The sequence below is a fragment of the Terriglobus sp. 2YAB30_2 genome (assembly GCF_052114765.1).
In the GTDB taxonomy this organism is placed as follows: Bacteria; Acidobacteriota; Terriglobia; order Terriglobales; family Acidobacteriaceae; genus Terriglobus.
In genome coordinates this window covers 27657-44426 of the sequence record NZ_JBFRFJ010000015.1, presented here as the reverse complement: position 1 = coordinate 44426, position 16770 = coordinate 27657, and the positions used below count along the sequence as shown (strand labels likewise).

Genomic DNA, 16770 nt, shown 5'->3' with positions numbered 1-16770 from the left:
ATCTGTGTGCCCCCATCTTATGCATTTCGACCAAACGATGTCGTTCCTTGCGGGCTCGTAATTTCACGTCTGTAAAAGATCTGCCTGATGATTACAACCACAATACTGCCGGGCAACATCGCCAGGGCCACGCCAACGACATTCAATTTGCCTACCAGGGCAATCGCGACGAGTACCTGCACCACGAACCCTGCCAGGTTGGCATAGAAGACAAGGCCCGCCTTGTCCAATGCAGTCAGGCCATAGCTCTGCGCCAATGTTGCGGCAACGGCAATGAAGTTAAGAGCAAGAAAGAGCAGGATCAGCCGACCGTTGTCGGGAAAGGCTTTAAAGATCAGCCGGGCGACCCATGGGCCCAGAGCAAGCACTCCGGCGGCACATGCAGCCGAGCCCAACAGCAGAGCGCGGTCGTAACGGGCAATCACCTGCCGCAGGCCGGATCTTCCATCCTTTGCCAGAGCGCGCGCGACCACCGGAGCCATTGCGTTCTGCAGGCTGTTCAATGCTACTCGTGGAATATTGACCACGCTCTCGCAGATGGCATACGCGCCCACACTTGCCGGCCCCAGGACAGCCCCCAGCAGCCATGGGTTGCATTGGGCGCTCGCCATCGAGATCATGTTGCCGCCCAGCAGCCATCCGCCCAGACGAAGGTCCCGTCGAAGGTCTTCATACACATCGCGCAGGCGGATTTTGAAGGTCTTCCATTCAGTCAAAAGCCAGTACAGAGATACCACCCCGGCGCCAAACGAAAGGACCTGCAATGTCTCGGGTACATGCAGCCGGCCGAAGCGGTACAACAGCTCCACGCCGGCGATCTGTAGACCGACCGTTGCTAACTCGGTCCAGAAGGCGGCTTTGAAGCGGAGCTCCGCAAAGTACATGCGCCGGGTGAACTCACGGAACAAAATGGCCATTGAGGTGACAGCCAGCGGAACCATGACATTGGCATAGAGATCGTAGTGATGGCCCGCTGTCCACCAGCCGCCCATCCATAAAAACAACGCGAACACAAGGCAGGCACATACCTGCTGTCCGACAATGCTTCCCAGAAAGATATGCTGCCGTTCCTTCGGCGTTGAAGGCATGCGGAACATGAACGGAGCCCAGGAGAAGACGCTGCAGATCTGGATAAAGATATCCATAGACCGCTGCGTAAGGATGTAGGTACCAAACTCTGCGCGGCTGCCATGTCTACTGAGAATGGCGGCGACCACCATGTTGCCGAAACTATAGGTCACCTGGTCGGCCAGGGCGTATGTCAGGCGGTCGCCGGCAACTGCACGCCCGCGACTCCACATGGCGCGCAGCCTTCCTGGTGGCGGCAACGGCTCTTCGGGCGCAATGCTCGATGCTGGAAGGCTCATGCGCACGCGCTCTGATTGAGCTTCAACCTTTTCTCCATGTTGGTTCGGCCAAGTTCCAGATATGCCTCGTTCACCACATCCCCATTGCGCGACCACAGAAACTCACGAGCACGCATCGGGGCTGCCCAGCTCATCGCAAGTAGCTTTTCGGCATTCTCAGCCAATTCAATCAGGGCCTGACGCCAATCTTCAATTGCCCGTTTGGGGGAGACGACCGGCAGCCTGACTCCACAGGTCGCGTCCACCATGTCCTCGGCGCCCTGGTGACCAAAGCATAAGACCGGTACACCTGCGGCCATCGCCTCAAGCACCACATTGCCGCTGGTGTCTCGCAGACTCGTGAAGCAGAAGAGATCGGCATGGTGCATCGCCGCAACGGCTTCAGGGAAGGGAAGGCGCCCGGCGAACCTGACAATATCCTGCAGCCCGAGCCTTTCTGCCTCCGCGGTCCACAACTCTCGCATCGGCCCATCGCCAAGCACGGTCAGCCGGAACTCAGCCTGCTTACGCGCCTTACTGAGGGCACGCAGAAGAATCGGCAAAGCCTTGCGCGTCTGCAATTCGCCGCTCCACAAAAGCTCCAACGGTCCCGTCTGGTCCCCGCGCCGATTCTCCTCCAGGCGATGCTCAAACCGGGAATGGTCCGGCTCCGCTACATCTCTCAGCCCCGTCTCCAGCAGCAGGTCCACCTTTCGCCCCCAGGCACGCTCGTAATCACGCTGGTTGGTGGAGTTAGAGGCATAGATCTTCGCCGCACGGCGCGCCGCCCGCCGGACCCGCGAGTCGCGATAGAGCGTGTACTTGTTCGCGATTGCCCTGGCAGCCTCTTTGGCGGCTTCCTTAGGAGGTAGCAGCGATAAAAAGCTCATCGGATAATTCTGCGATCCTCCAACCGGTCCCCAGAGAAACGGAATATCAAGTTCGTATCCATAACCAGGTTCACGGAACGTATTCACGGTCGCCTGGTGTACCAGGTCGAAGTGTTCCCGCGCGTGCAGGCTCCGTGCCAGCTCGATCGCCAGTTTGTGCCAGTGATGATACGCGTTGTAGTTATACGCAAAGGCTCCATGAGCAGGAGATTCGGCGCGGAGCCTGGCATCCGGCTCCGGAGTATAAAACCGTACCTCCGGGGGGAGAAGACCTTCCTCCTGTGCCCGTTCGAGTGCGCCAAAGTTGTCCTCGCTGGTAAGGACATGCATCTGGGCTACGCGTGAACCCTCCAGCAGCCTGCCCCAGCCAACAGCCCACTCCGAGCCGCGATATGGGCTGCACTCATAGGCGATGAGCAGAACTTTCAGCACGCGCGGTAGTCTCCCGAGTGGGAAGCTGTCGCATCCCCGGCCTAGAATACCGGACTTGAGCTTAGCGGCTGTAGATAGATGCCAAGATTTGCCGTCTTGATGTAACGGCCGATCGTCTGCAGGTGATCGTGGCCTACCAGGAGCAGATCGTCCGGCTGCAGCACCATGTCGTTCTGCGCGCGAGTTACGGTCTTAAGGCTGCCCAGCTTCAGGATGTGGACCTCTGACATTTCAGAGTCGATCCTGCGGAACAGGACCACGCGTCCCATGGCGGCGTCTTCTTTCGGACCACCGGCGGCAAGTACCGCCTGCATGGCCGTGATTGGCCTGCGGAGATCCTGCCTTCCCGGAGTGATGACCTCTCCGGCGACGAAGATGTGGGGGCGCTCGAAATCCTTAAGGGTTACCGTGAACTCCGGGTTCACCAGCTTCGAGGTCGACTCCGCAAGAATAAGTGCCCGCACCTCGGGAATGGTTAGGCCCTCAAGCTTCAGATCGCCCGCCGACTTTAACTGACCATGACCGTCAGGCTGAACCGTAACCTCATCATTGAACTCGGGAGTGAAACGGAAGTTCACCACGAGCTGATCGCCGGAGTGAAGGTGGTATGCGCCGGTTCCTGTGGGGGCTTCGGCGGCCTTCCTCGTCAGCCCTGTAGGCGCATCTCCTGCACCCCTGATCTGGGCATGTACAGGCAGAACCATGAGGGGTGTCGCCAGCACGATCACAGCGGCTGCCGGCAACAGATGTCTCGTCTTCAGACGAGTGCTCGGCATAGTGTTCACGGCATCAGCCTACCAAAGCTGTATCGCGGAAAGTACCGTCAAATCAGGCGATGTAGCCAGGTAGGTACCGGGTACCGGCGTCGAGTCAGCACATATCCCAGCACTGGCGCGCTGGCTTCTTCGAACATCGCGGCCATGCCATGGATGTTCTGCTTGCGGGAATATCCTGCGCCCACGACACCTACGTATCCATCCACCACGCGGTCCAGTTCGCCGCTCAGGGTCGACTCGGCAAGGCTCGGGCAATCGAGCAACACATAGTCGAAGTCCAGCCGGAGTTGCGCCATCATCGGACGCAGCCTCCAGGAAAAGACCTCCTGCAGGCTGGTGCCGCGTGGGACATGGCTCTTGCTGTCTGGGACTTCAATGGTTGTATCAAGCTCCCAATAGCCCGCACGCTTATCCTTCTTCAGCGCAAAGCCGGCATCTCCCTTTTCCGCAAACTGGCGCAGCAGTAAGGCGGCATCGATAACAACGACGCGAAACGATGCCTGCCGCGCGGCCTCTTCGGCCAGATGGTTCACGATATACGTCACGCCTTCGCCCTGCAGGGGAGACACAAATGCGATGCAGCGTCCATAAGACATTGGCTCCGCCGACTCGTTCTGCCCGGACGCTGTGGTCTCGGGCGTGGGACCGCCCAACAGGCCTTTCGTCTGTGCGACGATCTCCTGTTCCCGATGGCGAAGCGCATTGCGGATCGCGAGCAGAATCCGGCGGTACGCGACTGCATTTGCCGAAGACGCATTGGCCTGATCGTCTTCCGCGACCGTAGCCACCGTCCGCACTCCGGTCAGGCCGTCCAGTTGGGACGGAAGATAGACCATTTCGGACGATGTATCGACGTAGATCGCCAGTAACGTCGCCAGCAGGAACCCGAAGACGAGGCCGGCTGCCATATAGAGCTTAGGCCGCGGCCGAATCTGGTTGGACTGGCCGATTGGAGGCTGCACGACCGAGACGTCGAACATGCGGGCCTTATCCAGCTCCTCCGAAACCCGTGCTTCGTCTCTTTTTTGGGCGTAGACGTCGAAATCGCGCTGGGCCTCAGCTACGTCCCGCTTCAGGGCGTCATACTGCGAGGTGGCCACGTTCAGCTCCTCCAGCCTATGCCGGGCATCCTCGAGCTGTTCGTTGATCTTTGCCACCTCGGCTGCCCCGGCGCTCATCTCTCCTGCCGATGCCGCCAGGGACGCGCTGAGCTGCTGATAGACAGGATTGACGTCGGTAGCCTCTTCTGTGGCGGGGGTGGACCGGGCGCCCGCTTCAGCCTTTTTGACGGTTTCAATCTTTTCCCTGGTCTCAATGACCTGGCGGTCGGTCTCCGGATAACGTTTCTGCAGTTCGGTGAGATGGTTCTGCAGGTCCACCAGTTCCGTTCCCAGATGTTCCTGGGAGTACTGGTTAGTGATGGAGCGCTGGGTCGTACTCGACCTCGCCGGGGTAAGGACGAGCTGACGGCGGTTCGTCTCAGCCTTGCTTCGCTGCGCCGCAAGCTGCGTCTGGGCAAGCAGGGATTGGTTAATGAGGGAGGATATCCTCTCCGTCTGCAACTTCTTCTCTTCGTCCAGATCGGAGATGCCATGTTTCACCTGGAAGTCGGAAAGCAGTTCCTGGTCAACCTGGAGCTGCCGCTGCTTGAAGCGCAACTGTTCGTCGAAAAAGGACGCCGCACCAGCGGACAGGCCCGACCCTGCCCGCTCGGTGAAATAGGCGTCGATTACCCGCCGCAACTGGTCCGAGGCCTGTTCAGGTGAGTCACCCAATAGCTTCAGCTCAATCAGGTTGGTCTGGTGGACAGCCTCAACGCTGAGCGCCTTCCCCAGCTTCTCCGCCTCTCGACTTTTTTCGCGGCTCACGCTTCCTGCGGGCCCCGCCCCAATCGCCCGCAGCGCCACGGCCGGGCTCTGCAGCATCTCTACCTGTGTCGAGATCTGTTCGGCGGAAACCGTACCGGAGGTCACCAGGCGATCAGAGGCCGTCGTGGTCAGTGGCGAGGACGAACGTACGTTCTGCACCATCAGCTTGGCGTCGGCCTGGTATTTCTTGGGGGTAAGGTAAGTTCCAACTGCTACCAGCAGCATGATGCCTGCGATCGTCAGCCAGAAGAGCCGTTCGTGCCGGAAGATAGCCTCCAGAACAATCTGGCGGATCTTCGGCTGCGAGTAGTTCGGCGAAGGCTGAGGCGGCATTTCCTGCAAGAGTGTAACAATTCTTTGCTTGCGGATACCTAGGCATTTATTACGGTTGCTTCGGTATTTGAACTGGCTATACTGGCGGGGAGCATCTCCTGGGCCGGATTGCTACCACTCCAAGGTAACCGCCTGACCCGAAAGGTGCATGTACTCCCCCCGCCCTCTGCTGGTCTTCTAGAGCTGCCCGGGGGGATCTGAACCCGGAACTGAGCAGTACAGAGGGTGACAGATGGAAGATCACATTCTCAAATCGGGCGTTGACGAGGCCGCCCGGATCCCCGCAGCCCAATCCCCGTCGGCCAGGGCGACGGCAGCACCGACCGTCCCTGCAGGAGACACCCTACTCATGCGTCGGTTCTCCAAGGGGTCAGTACGTATTGCTGATACCGTAAGCCTTTCTATCGCTCTGCTGGTCTCGTTATTCGGTTCTTCTCTGGCTGCGGGCCAGTCTCTCAAGCAGATTCTCGCCCTGCGCGTCTCCATCCAGACCCTGATCGTGGGCGCGGCGCTGCTCGTTGTCTGGAGAGCCTTTTTCTGGGCGACCGGCATGTACCGGCCCCGCCAGAGCGCCTCTCAGCTCGGTTTCATGCTGCGCGGCCCGGTGGCCGTCAGCCTGTCCGCACTGCCTGTCGCGCTGACGATGTTTCTCGGCAAATACACCTTCAGCCAGATCTGGCACATCAGCCTTCTTTTCGCGGTCACAGGTCTGCTGCTGATGGGGCTGAACCGGGTGGTCCTGTTCACCTTCTACGACAGTGTTCAGCCGGCGTTGCGTAAGAAGCGGAATGTCGTCGTGGTCGGAACCGGCCCGCGTGCCTTCATGCTGACTCAGCAGCTGCTGGCTCATCCTTCATTTGACTATCAGATCTGCGGCTTTGTGGACTCTGATCCACAGCCCGACTGCAAAGGCCTCGCCCCGGTCCTGGGACCGCTGGATGACCTTGAGAACATCCTCATGCGCCGTCCCGTCGACGAAGTTCTCATCGCCCTTCCGCTCAAGAGCGCCTTTGCCGACGTACAACAGGCTGTTGCCATGTGCGGCCATGCCGGCGTAAAAGCCCTGTACTCCGTTGATCTCTTTCAATCGAAGATTGCCAAAAATACCACGGTCGATGAAGAGACCGGCGTTCGCGGCATGGAGATGGTGCATAGCGACCAGCGCCTGCTCCTGAAAGATATCTTTGATCGTACCGCGGCGCTGTTCGGCATCATCCTGCTGCTGCCGGTCTTCTTTACCATTGCTCTTGCCATCAAGCTCACCAGCAAAGGTCCGGTTTTGTTTAGGCAGGAGCGGTGGGGCAAGAACAAGCGCACCTTCGGCATGATGAAGTTCCGTTCCATGGTGGTTGACGCCGAGGCTCGGATGGCTGCGCTCGAGAAGCACAATGAGTTCGGCGGGCCAATGTTCAAGATGAAGAACGACCCCCGCATCACCAAGGTAGGTCAGTTCCTGCGCCGCACCTCGCTGGACGAGTTGCCGCAGCTCTTCAACGTGCTGCGCGGAGAGATGTCTCTCGTAGGCCCGCGGCCTCTGCCCAATCGCGACGTCGCGCTCTTCTCCGAACCGTGGCTGATGCGCCGTTTCTCGGTCAAACCTGGCATCACCGGCCTGTGGCAGGTCTCCGGCCGTTCAGAGACGGATTTCGATCAGACCATCCGTCTGGATCTCCACTACATCGATCACTGGAATCTCCCGATGGACCTCAAGATCCTGGCCAAGACGATCAGTGTGGTCTTCCGCGGCAAGGGTGCCTACTAGATCTAAGTATTGTTATGCTCGACTCGGCCGCGACGAAAGGCTTTACTCATCCTGTAAAGCTCCCTCTGCGACATCCTGTCCGATAGCCGGTAAGGCGCGCTGCTACAGCGAAGACCGGCTTGTAGCCAGCGACGGGATCGATCGGCTTTTGAAGGATTAGCTAACGACAGGCATGAAGACAAAGTGAATGAAGATCTTATTTGCAACCGGCCACCTTCCATCCCATGAAGGCTCGAAAGGACTATCTAGAAGGCAGCTTGAAAGGCTGCGGCTAGTTTCGTATGCCCTGCCCGGTTTGGGTGCACGTCGTCGGAAAGGTCGCTTGTGTCATAGACGTGAAATGTATCCACAGTCGTAACGTTCATGCCCTGCTGCTGAAACTTCCGAGCCATATCGAGAAATCGCATGTTGTACTGGAGGATCTCATAGTTCAGGTCATCTGGTTTTGCGCGTGGAACAGAGCCAAGGAGAACGCTCGGTGCGCCCGGAACATTGTTGTAGTTTTCGCCACATACGCCCGCCCAAAGAAAAGAGAAAAATCCTCCGGTCGATGCCGTCGACACAGTGACGGTATGTTTTCCGGCAGAGGATAGCGAATATTGTGCGAGAAAGATACTTTCCTGCGTTGACCACAGGGTTGCGATCAGATGTCCGGTATCGACGGCTGAACTGAGCTGACCTACCGCTGCTCCGTCGATCGAAACGGTGGCCTGAGTCGTATTTCTGAGACCGGGGTCAAAGACGCGATAGGCAAGATAGAGTATTTTGCCAGCGGAGGCAGCATCGATGGTGAATGTGGCGATTGCGTTGGCATCAGTGGTTGACAAACCGATCGGGAGATCCGAATCCGCACTCCAGCTTCCACTAGTATTTGTGATGGCCGAGCCAAGGACCTTGTCTCTATCCGGCAAAGCGAGCCATGCGATCGCTGCGCCCACACTACGCTGCCAGTTGTCCATACAACCGTTGCTGTCGCCGCAGCGGTTCGCGTCGTTGGTGCCGATCATCACGGTATAGACCTGGTCTTTTCCCATCACCGAGTTGGTATTCGGGTAGACCCAGAGGCGGGCCATATCCGCTGCCATATCTCCAGAGTGGCATAGATTGTGTGGAGCTTTTTCCATCGTCGTTGAAACCTGTCCAGCATATCCCTTGTTGGAATAGATGTTGCCGGTCCCATCGGCAGGAGAAGAGGTATATCCGCAGGTAATTGAGTCGCCAAAGTTCATCAGAGTTCCGATGGGGCGTTTGGCCCCGTAGCTGGGGCCGGTGGAGAGCGACGGTCCACTCAGGTATCCGCTGCCGCAACCCATGAGGAACAATCCAAGCAATGAAAATTTCCAAAAAGAAACCTTGCGGGCGCACACGTTAGCGACGCGTCCTCCATGAACTTTCGACCATCATCTCTGTTCTCACGAACGATACCATGATTCTAGCTGCATCTTATTAGGCACAAGAAACAGCACATAAAAGTTGTGAGTCAGCGGGTGGTCGACAAATATTTCATGGGTCCCTCCAGCTTCCTACAGGAGCAATGACACGGGAGAGCTGTTCTAAACCATTCGGGTCCGATGTCTCGTGCTCTTAGGGAGGTGAATCGAGGATGCAACGCGGCGAGACAACAATGGATTTCAAGTATGCATTGAAGGATTGCAGAACGACGAATCCGAATATGCCTGAGGACGCGCTTGCGATAAGTGCGGAATGGCTAGAGTCCGTTCAACATCAAGTCGGCCTCCAGACGCAGCAACGCTTAAGCGGAATCTGGACAGGGGCCGCGCCGCATGTGGGACTTGAAATCACGAACTTCCAAGACATCGTGTTGGCGAAGAAGCGGTAGCTTCGTTCCCGGCTAAGACCGCGAAGATTTCGCATCGCTGACGACCTCTTCATATGCCGTCAGCGTTTGCTCCGCGGTCTTACGCCAAGTGAATTTCGCAGCCTGTAGAAGCGCTTCTTTGCGCAATCTCTCGTATAGAGAGGAATCGGAGAGAAGACGATCCATCGCCGAACTGATCTGCTCCTTTTGGGTTGGATCGATCAGTAAAGCCGCCTCGCCTGCTACTTCAGGAAGCGAGGAGGTGTTGCTTGTGATCGTGGGAATGCCGCAGGCCAAAGATTCCAGCACTGGAATTCCGAAACCTTCATACAAAGAGGGATACGCGAAGATAGTTGAGGCGGCCATGAGATATGGTTTGTCTTCCTCCGGAATGAATCCCGTGAACTTGACTCGCGACTCCAGGCCGGAGTTTGCCACTGCCTCATAGATGCCGTCGTACATCCATCCCTTCATTCCCACGATCACCAGGGTGAGTTCGGGATGTTTTGCGGCTATCGACGCGAATGCGTCAACGAGTCGAGCCACATTCTTTCGCGGTTCCAGAGTGCCGATGTACAGGGCAAATTTCGTCCCCAGTTCATAGGTTCGCCGAACCCTTTCGATCTGGTCCGGTTCAAGATTGGCACGGAAGGCCTCGCTCTTTCCGTGATGAATGACCCAACTGTCATTCCGATAATGGTTGAAACGGGATCGGAAGTCGCGCTCTGCGGAATGCGAGACGAAGATGAGCCCGTCGGCTAGATGTGCCGAGGCCCAGATAAACCGCCGATAGTAGAAGCCCTTAGATCGATAATGAAATTCAGGCATGTTGTAAGATGTCATGTCGTGAATCGTCACGATCCGGCGTGCCCCGAAGCACATTAGGGGCAACGAATAATGCGGCGAATGAACCACGTCGATGCGGTGCCAAAGCACCAGGATCGGTAGGATGATCTGCTCCAGAAGAAAGCGAAAGGGCAGGATGCGAAAGATTTTCGCGGGCACGCGGATCGTACGCACGTTGGGGCGTCCGCCGAAATCCATCGAGGAGTCGTCATCCTGGGCCAGGACAAAGAGTTGAAGGCTGCTCGGCATCGAAGCAAGCTCTCGAAGTAAGTTTGCGGCGTAGACACCCACGCCAGCCTTATTCTTCGTCACGCATGTGGCGTCGAACAGAACTTTCATTGCGTAAGCTGCTCTAGCGCTACCTTTTTCCCATCGCGCATTCCCTTTTGTTTTACCTTCCGCGCATGACGGAAGCTCTTATGCAGGATCGCGCGTATTGAATCCTGAAGGATATGGAGCATGATCCAGAATGACGGTACCAGGCCGTGAAAGTGCTTGTGAAGAAAGAGCGCCCGTCCCCGCGCATTATAGTAAAAGCTGAAGTCGGAGATACTTCCGCCGGTCAATCCACCTACCTTGTGCCAGAGTTTGCTCTGGGGCAGGTAGTACATGACCAGCCCTGCCTGTCTTGCCCTGTACATAAAATCGACATCGTCCCCGTAAACGAAATACCGTTCATCCATCAGCCCGATTTTCGCAAAGAGTTCCCGTCGAATCAGTACGCAGCACGTGGGTGCATAATCGATCTTCTCCGGATGACTGTACTGGCCGCGATCTTGCTCATCGGCCCCCCGGTGGCATATCCGGAACCCGAAGCTCGGCTCGAAGCGACCTCCCGCAGTCCAGATTCTGTCTGGCGGATCCATGTAATAGATCAAAGGCGTGTCCATATCGCAGCCATGGTCAGACAGCCCTTGCACTAATTGCGCAAAGAGTTCCGGATTGAATACCACGTCATTGTTGACCAGCAGGACATATTCGCAACCCATCTCAATAGCCGCGCGAATTCCCTGGTTGTTCGCCGCCGCCACGCCTACGTTGGTTGGGTTCGCGATGACAAGCTTTTCCACGCCGGAATAGGCGTGGAGCAGGGGGATAGTGCCATCGGTCGAGGCGTTGTCTACCGCAATCAGGCAGAACTTACTATGGGTCTGGGCGTTCAACGATGCGAAGAACTCATCCAGCATCGCCGCGCTGTTATAAGTCACCGTCACCACCCCAATTTTCCGTTGAACAAAGGCTGGGGGAAGATTGATGGTGGGATCCAGGTAACTAACTCCGCCCATGAAGCAGTCCCTTTTCCGCCATCTCTTTCAAGGACTGTTGGTAAGCGTCCAACTGGGGCTCGTATCGTTCCGCCCATTCCAGGAACTGGCGTAGCCCGTCGTCGAAGCGCCATTGGGGTTCATAGCCGAGTAGAGCCTTCGCCTGTCCCAGATCGGCCAGTCCATGGCGAATGTCTCCATCCCGGAACGCCCCCGTGACTTCCAGGGTTGAGGAGCTTTGGTAGAACGACTTGACTTGCTCCGCCACGTGCGCCACCGTGGTGCGCTCGTTCGATCCCACATTGACCACGTGACAACCGTTGGCCGTAACCTCAAGACACCGTGCAGTAGCCCGCACGACGTCGTCCACATAGACGAAATCGCGGCTTTCCTGGCCATCTTCAAAGATTTCAAGCTTGCGTCCAGCCCGCGCCAGATTGCAGAAGATGCCAAGAATCCCGGTGTAAGGATTCTTGAGCGACTGGCCAGGTCCATAGACGTTCTGGTAGCGCAATCCGAAGGAAGGAATGCCGAGTACCTGGCCAAACATCATGGCCGTCTGCTCCTGCACCTGCTTCGTCAAACCGTAAAAGGACGAGGGCTGCGAAGGCGCCGATTCCGTGGTGGGAACCGTCTCACAGGATTCGCCGCATACCGGGCAAAGAGGATCGAACTTGCCCGCCATCTTATCTTCAACCGACCGCGATGACGGATACACAATGCCATCCTTCTCGCACCGGTAAGCGCCTTCTCCATAGATCGCCCGCGATGAAGCGACTACGATGCGCTCCACCTTATGATGCGGGTTCTTGGCCAGCAACTCATAGAGGGTAGCCGTCCCACCGAGGTTCGTCCGCTCGTAACGCATCACCTCATACATCGATTGACCGGTGCCGGTCTCCGCGGCCAGATGAACGACGCTGTCCACTCCCAGCAACGCATCACTCATCGCGGACTGATCGGCGACATCGCCGGTAACGAGGCGAACGTGCGGAGCAAGATCGGCAGGCAGGCGCTCATCCCCGGCATGGACTTGAGGAAGGAAGTTGTCGAGGAGGGTGACTTCTTGGCCCTTTGCCAACAGGAGGCGCGCCAGATGTGTCCCGATGAAGCCAGCGCCGCCGGTGATGAGTGTATTCAAGGATCAACCTTCCGCAGGATGGTGTAAGTGGTTCAATTCCAGCATATAGTATATAACCTCTGGCATGTGCCGAGGCCGATGATGAGACGCTTGCAGGAGTTCTGGAATTTTCCCTTTTTTGAAAAATTGACCTTTCTTAAATTCGTTTACCACCACGCTAAGACACGTTTTTTTTACCGCTACGTCGTGGGTTCTATGGGCAAGCGCTGTGTGATCGTCCGGCCCGCCTCTCTCTATAACGCCCGTTTCGTTCACCTCGGAGACCGGGTCCGCATCAATTACGGAGTGCGTCTCGATGCCATCCTGGACAAGCCATCGCGTGTTCCGGAGCTGCGGATCGGCAGCAATGTGAACATCGAGCAGAACGTTCATATCATGTGCCACTCACGCATCTCGATCGGCGATAACGTCAGCATCACGGGACACTGCGCGATCGTCGACATCACGCATCCTTATGCAGACATTCACGACACGCGTCCCATCGGGCAACGCATCCTTGATGACGATTCCTTCGTTGAGATCGGCGAGGGTTCGTTTCTGGGCTTCGGCACAGTGGTCCTGCCCAATGTGCGTATCGGCAAATACTGTGTCGTCGGCGCAAACTCCTGCGTTACGCGGAGTATCCCCGATTACTCGGTCGCAGCCGGCAACCCTGCCGTCGTTATTCGGCAATACGATTTCACGAGTCAAAGCTGGGTGAGTATAGGGACCGCTCGCATCGAGAAGATGTAAGGGAGCCCCGCGAGTAATTTGTGATTTAGATTCGTGGGAGCTGAAGCATCTTGCAAAGACGTTAGTCTTGGTCTCGCTCGTTGTAATCAACCCATCTTTTTTCAGCAAAGCTATATCTCCTGATGAGCCGTGCGGGTACACCAGCGACCATAGAGTAGGCGGGAAACGACTTGGTAACGACCGCGTTGGCGCCCACCACACAATGTTCTCCCAAAACCACTCCTGGCATTACACAAACGCGGTAGCCGATAAAGGACGACCTGCCGATGCGCACTTCTCCTCTGCTAGACAGATTCTGATCCAGGATTGGCCCTTTCGTCGGGTCTACGCCATGGGACGCATCACTGATGTAGACGTAGTTGCTTAGGACGCAATCGTCTTCGATAGTCACCCGACCAATTGCGAAGATGCAAGAGAAGTCTCCGATATAAACGTCGTTCCCAATCACGATCTCCGGTTGGAACGATTCACCTGCATAGCTCGTAGTGGCCGAAAGCCACGCATGGTGTTGAATCGAGGTCCTTGCTCCGATAGAAATAAACCTGTTTCCATCTACATGGCGAGGCCATCTTATGATCGAGCCGTCGCCGAACTGTTTTAGGCCGCGCGGTGTAGGATGGCGAAATCGACGAGCCCTCTGGTAGATGGCTTTGGCAGCCGGTACTTGCTTGGCGTAGGACCGCAGGCGATTCCAAAGGCCCATTAAGCTATTCTCCGAAAAAAAGAAACTGGAATCGACACAAGGATTAGGGGAGTAGTAGAAATCGAATGCTGGGTCATATCGCTTGTTCAGACTTTTTGTTGAGGCCGTCATCAAAGAGGCTGACATGGGCCGACGAAGAGACCGGAACTCCATGAGACGCGAGCGTCGTCTTGAACAGCACCGATACCATCTCGCTATCTCTCGTCTCAAGTATACTCAAGTTCTAGCCATCAAGCTGTCCTGGCAGGCTAGAGCATTTTCCTGTAGGTGTCGCGTAGGGACTCCGCATTTTTGGGAGTTTTCCGCAATGAAAACGCCACTGCACTCCTCTTCCGGGATACCCAGCAATAGGAAAAATGCTCTAGTGATTCACTGCCCGAAGCGGCGGAGCTTGCGTGCGAAATATAAGCCGAAAGAGTCGTAGAAACCATAATGGTCGACCTTGCAATTGCATATAGGATTTATCCGGGGGTGTCGTCCAAGCCCGCTGCCTGGAGCGACGATAAGCTTAAGCTATCTCAGTATTGCTTGTGGTCGTTTAAGAAGTCGCTCGGTTCGCTACGTGTCAAGATTTGGGCGCTCCTCGACGCCTGTCCTCCTGAATATGAGGCCCTTTTTCGCAAATACTTCTCCGATGAGGAGTTGATCGTCGTCAATCTCGACGCCATCGGCAATTTCGCTACTTTCTCGATGCAGATCGACTTGCTCCTCGATCAGACCGAAGCGGATCTCGTCTACTTTGCCGAAGATGATTACATCTATTCCCCCGGAGCACTGGTTGAGATGGTCCGATTTGCCCGTGAAAACCCGGACGCTGACTTTGTGACGCCCTACGATCATTCTGATCAATACCAGTTGCCCACGAGATTTGAGCGGCATTGGATCCGGGCTTCCGGCGACCGTCATTGGCGGAGCTCAACATCGACCTGCCTTACGTTCCTTGCAACGAAACAAGCCCTGTGGCGCACGCGGAAGGTTTTTCACTCCTATGGACGCCTCAATAACGATGGCAGCCTTTGGATGTCAATTACCCAGAAGCTGGGTCTGCTCAATCCATTCGTCTATGCAGCCGACCCACAGCTTCGGAAGCTTTGGTGTAAGGCGTGGTTCTCAGGCTGGCGGCAAATACTTTTTGGACGTTCCCGCCGCCTTTGGAACCCAATGCCAACTCTCGCAACGCATTTAGAGTCCACGTGTTTGGCACCCCTCGTAGATTGGGAGAGCGAATTCCGACGGGTCGAGCAGCAATTCGCTGTTGAGAATCCGGATCTCGTTTTTGAAGCTGAGCGCGAAACATTGTGACCTCAAGGCAGGAGAAGCTCATTGTTGTTAAGAATGCCGCCGCAAATCTGGTGCGCGGTGGGGCTTCCGCGGCTGTCGCGTTCTTCCTTCCTTCCTTTCTTACCCGTTCCATGTCGACCGAGGCCTTCGGTGCCTGGTCTCTCGTGCTGCAGTTGAGCGCCTATGTCGGGTATCTCGATTTTGGTATTCAAACGGCCATCGCCCGCTTTGTCGCCCATTCCTCTGAGCGCGGCGAATCAGAACATCGCGATCGCATCGTCAGTACGGCCATGGTTTGCCTGGCCTCCTCCGCCTGTATTGGTTTGCTTGGGTTAGCACTCTTAGCGGCCTTTCTCCCTCATCTCTTCCCCCATTTACGCGGGGAACTTTTGGTTAGCGTTCGGGCCGCCGTCATTCTGGTAGGTGGTTCGCTCTGCATCGGCCTGCCTGCATCCGTCTTTGGCGGGACCTTTGTCGGACTTCAGCGCAATGAAATTCCGGCCGCGATTATCGGTATCTCACGGCTTATAAGCGCAGTCCTGCTGGTCATTGTTGTGCGCCACCATGGGAGCATTACTCAGATGGCGTCGGTCGCGGCGTTTGTGAATGTGGGGTCGTACGTTGTGCAATACCTTGCCTATCGAAGGCTGAGCCGCCGCCTCGCTCCCCCTATATGTCTCTCGCTCTCCAGCGTCTCCAAGGCAACCGCATTCGAAATTTTCGACTATTGTTTCAGCCTCACCGTGTGGGGTTTTGCGATGCTTCTCGTCACAGGTCTCGACCTTACCATCGTCGGCATCTTCAGCTTCGGTGAAGTAGCCTACTATTCCATCGCCGCCACCGTGGTTACGTTGCTGGCGGGCTCGTTCGGCGCGATCTTTGGCGCCATGGGGTCAACCGCAGCCGTTATTCACGCCCGCGGCGACCGGGCGGGCCTGGGCAAAATGGTCGTGGGTGCCACTCGCATGGGCACAGCGATGTTGCTGGCAACCGGATTGCCGCTGATTGTCTTCGCGCACCCCCTGCTCCGCGTCTGGCTTGATGCTCAGTATGCCGCCAAAGGCGCGATCTTGTTACAGGTGCTGGTTGCCGCGAATATCATCCGCATGACCGTGACGCCTTACGTGCTGGCGATGATCGGGAGTGGAGACCAGCGCCGCGTGATCCTGACTCCGTTGCTGGAAGGCGTGAGTAACCTGATCTTTAGCGTGCTTCTGGCTCGTTCGTTTGGGGCGATCGGCGTTGCGGCCGGGACGATGATCGGTTCGCTGGTCGGTCTTGGCGGAAATCTCTTCTACAACATGCGCCGGACGGCGGAGATCCAGATGAGCATCTCGGAGTACTTCTTCTCCGCGCTGCTTCGGCCCAGCCTGTGTTTCCTGCCAATCGGCCTTGCCGCCGCGGTCTGGCGATTTCTTCCCCCGAACCTTGTCGCGGTTCGTTTTGCCTGTGGAGCCATCGCGGCAGCCATTAGCGTGGGGATGCTTTGGCGCTTTGCACTCCAGCCCGAGGAGAGAACCAAACTGATCGCGACGATTCGCGGAAGACTGGGGCGCGAGATCGTTCCCTCCTGAAC

At 56.8% G+C, this 16770-nt stretch carries 14 protein-coding genes; 5 read left to right on the top strand and 9 right to left on the bottom strand.

Annotated elements, in window-relative coordinates:
- Positions 1 to 17: 17 nt before the first annotated feature.
- Genes AB4Y89_RS19345 through AB4Y89_RS19330 form a run of 4 tightly spaced genes read right to left on the bottom strand, consistent with a single transcriptional unit; the run spans position 18 to position 5645 of the window.
- Positions 18 to 1367 carry a lipopolysaccharide biosynthesis protein gene (locus AB4Y89_RS19345; RefSeq protein WP_442302581.1) on the bottom strand — a complete coding sequence of 450 codons (1350 nt, stop codon included), beginning with the start codon at positions 1365 to 1367 and terminating at the stop codon, positions 18 to 20.
- Positions 1364 to 2668, bottom strand: a complete 1305-nt coding sequence (locus AB4Y89_RS19340; RefSeq protein WP_442302580.1) for a glycosyltransferase family 4 protein — start codon at positions 2666 to 2668, stop codon at positions 1364 to 1366. The genes AB4Y89_RS19345 and AB4Y89_RS19340 overlap by 4 nt, the downstream gene beginning before the upstream one ends.
- A 41-nt stretch (positions 2669 to 2709) precedes the next feature.
- Positions 2710 to 3444: a polysaccharide biosynthesis/export family protein gene (locus tag AB4Y89_RS19335; RefSeq protein ID WP_442302579.1), complete on the bottom strand. Its 735-nt coding sequence runs from the start codon at positions 3442 to 3444 to the stop codon at positions 2710 to 2712.
- A 47-nt stretch (positions 3445 to 3491) separates the two neighbouring features.
- A complete protein-coding gene (locus tag AB4Y89_RS19330) occupies positions 3492 to 5645 on the bottom strand; it encodes an exopolysaccharide transport family protein (protein ID WP_442302578.1) in 2154 nt (717 codons plus the stop codon).
- A 349-nt stretch (positions 5646 to 5994) separates the two neighbouring features.
- Here AB4Y89_RS19330 and AB4Y89_RS19325 point away from each other — a divergent pair, with 349 nt between their 5' ends.
- Positions 5995 to 7407 (top strand): sugar transferase, encoded by a 1413-nt coding sequence (locus AB4Y89_RS19325; protein WP_442302577.1) that lies wholly within the window; start codon positions 5995 to 5997, stop codon positions 7405 to 7407.
- Between the two features lie 245 nt (positions 7408 to 7652).
- On the opposite strand, the gene AB4Y89_RS19320 is transcribed toward AB4Y89_RS19325, so the two are convergent.
- A complete protein-coding gene (locus AB4Y89_RS19320; RefSeq protein ID WP_442302576.1) occupies positions 7653 to 8738 on the bottom strand; it encodes a hypothetical protein in 1086 nt (361 codons plus the stop codon).
- 272 nt (positions 8739 to 9010) lie between these two features.
- Here AB4Y89_RS19320 and AB4Y89_RS19315 point away from each other — a divergent pair, with 272 nt between their 5' ends.
- A complete protein-coding gene (locus AB4Y89_RS19315; protein WP_442302575.1) occupies positions 9011 to 9247 on the top strand; it encodes a hypothetical protein in 237 nt (78 codons plus the stop codon).
- A 12-nt stretch (positions 9248 to 9259) separates the two neighbouring features.
- On the opposite strand, the gene AB4Y89_RS19310 is transcribed toward AB4Y89_RS19315, so the two are convergent.
- From AB4Y89_RS19310 to AB4Y89_RS19300, 3 genes are read right to left on the bottom strand one after another with little or no spacing between them, the layout of a single operon-like run.
- The gene (locus tag AB4Y89_RS19310) at positions 9260 to 10411 is read right to left on the bottom strand and encodes a glycosyltransferase family 4 protein (protein WP_442302574.1); all 1152 of its coding nucleotides are present in this window, start codon (positions 10409 to 10411) and stop codon (positions 9260 to 9262) included.
- The gene (locus tag AB4Y89_RS19305) at positions 10408 to 11358 is read right to left on the bottom strand and encodes a glycosyltransferase family 2 protein (RefSeq protein ID WP_442302573.1); all 951 of its coding nucleotides are present in this window, start codon (positions 11356 to 11358) and stop codon (positions 10408 to 10410) included. Before AB4Y89_RS19305 ends, AB4Y89_RS19310 begins: the two co-directional genes overlap by 4 nt.
- Entirely contained in the window at positions 11345 to 12478 is a 1134-nt protein-coding gene (locus tag AB4Y89_RS19300; RefSeq protein ID WP_442302572.1) for an NAD-dependent epimerase/dehydratase family protein, read from the bottom strand. Before AB4Y89_RS19300 ends, AB4Y89_RS19305 begins: the two co-directional genes overlap by 14 nt.
- A gap of 195 nt (positions 12479 to 12673) precedes the next feature.
- On the opposite strand from AB4Y89_RS19300, the gene AB4Y89_RS19295 reads away from it, so the two are divergent.
- Positions 12674 to 13210 (top strand): acyltransferase, encoded by a 537-nt coding sequence (locus AB4Y89_RS19295; RefSeq protein WP_442302571.1) that lies wholly within the window; start codon positions 12674 to 12676, stop codon positions 13208 to 13210.
- A 61-nt stretch (positions 13211 to 13271) separates the two neighbouring features.
- On the opposite strand, the gene AB4Y89_RS19290 is transcribed toward AB4Y89_RS19295, so the two are convergent.
- On the bottom strand, positions 13272 to 13913 hold the full coding sequence (locus AB4Y89_RS19290) for an acyltransferase (RefSeq protein WP_442302653.1): 642 nt from the start codon (positions 13911 to 13913) through the stop codon (positions 13272 to 13274).
- Between the two features lie 432 nt (positions 13914 to 14345).
- Between AB4Y89_RS19290 and AB4Y89_RS19285 the strand changes: the two genes are divergently transcribed.
- Entirely contained in the window at positions 14346 to 15215 is an 870-nt protein-coding gene (locus tag AB4Y89_RS19285) for a hypothetical protein (RefSeq protein WP_442302570.1), read from the top strand.
- A complete protein-coding gene (locus tag AB4Y89_RS19280) occupies positions 15212 to 16768 on the top strand; it encodes a hypothetical protein (protein WP_442302569.1) in 1557 nt (518 codons plus the stop codon). The genes AB4Y89_RS19285 and AB4Y89_RS19280 overlap by 4 nt, the downstream gene beginning before the upstream one ends.
- Positions 16769 to 16770 lie beyond the last annotated feature (2 nt).

Coding starts and splice junctions, on each gene's coding strand:
- AB4Y89_RS19290 (WP_442302653.1), bottom strand. CDS start 13,913: ATGGGCCTTTGGAATCGCCTGCGGTCCTACGCCAAGCAAGTACCGGCT.
- AB4Y89_RS19325 (WP_442302577.1), top strand. CDS start 5,995: ATGCGTCGGTTCTCCAAGGGGTCAGTACGTATTGCTGATACCGTAAGC.
- AB4Y89_RS19335 (WP_442302579.1), bottom strand. CDS start 3,444: ATGCCGAGCACTCGTCTGAAGACGAGACATCTGTTGCCGGCAGCCGCT.
- AB4Y89_RS19330 (WP_442302578.1), bottom strand. CDS start 5,645: ATGCCGCCTCAGCCTTCGCCGAACTACTCGCAGCCGAAGATCCGCCAG.
- AB4Y89_RS19310 (WP_442302574.1), bottom strand. CDS start 10,411: ATGAAAGTTCTGTTCGACGCCACATGCGTGACGAAGAATAAGGCTGGC.
- AB4Y89_RS19285 (WP_442302570.1), top strand. CDS start 14,346: ATGGTCGACCTTGCAATTGCATATAGGATTTATCCGGGGGTGTCGTCC.
- AB4Y89_RS19345 (WP_442302581.1), bottom strand. CDS start 1,367: ATGAGCCTTCCAGCATCGAGCATTGCGCCCGAAGAGCCGTTGCCGCCA.
- AB4Y89_RS19315 (WP_442302575.1), top strand. CDS start 9,011: ATGCAACGCGGCGAGACAACAATGGATTTCAAGTATGCATTGAAGGAT.
- AB4Y89_RS19305 (WP_442302573.1), bottom strand. CDS start 11,358: ATGGGCGGAGTTAGTTACCTGGATCCCACCATCAATCTTCCCCCAGCC.
- AB4Y89_RS19295 (WP_442302571.1), top strand. CDS start 12,674: ATGGGCAAGCGCTGTGTGATCGTCCGGCCCGCCTCTCTCTATAACGCC.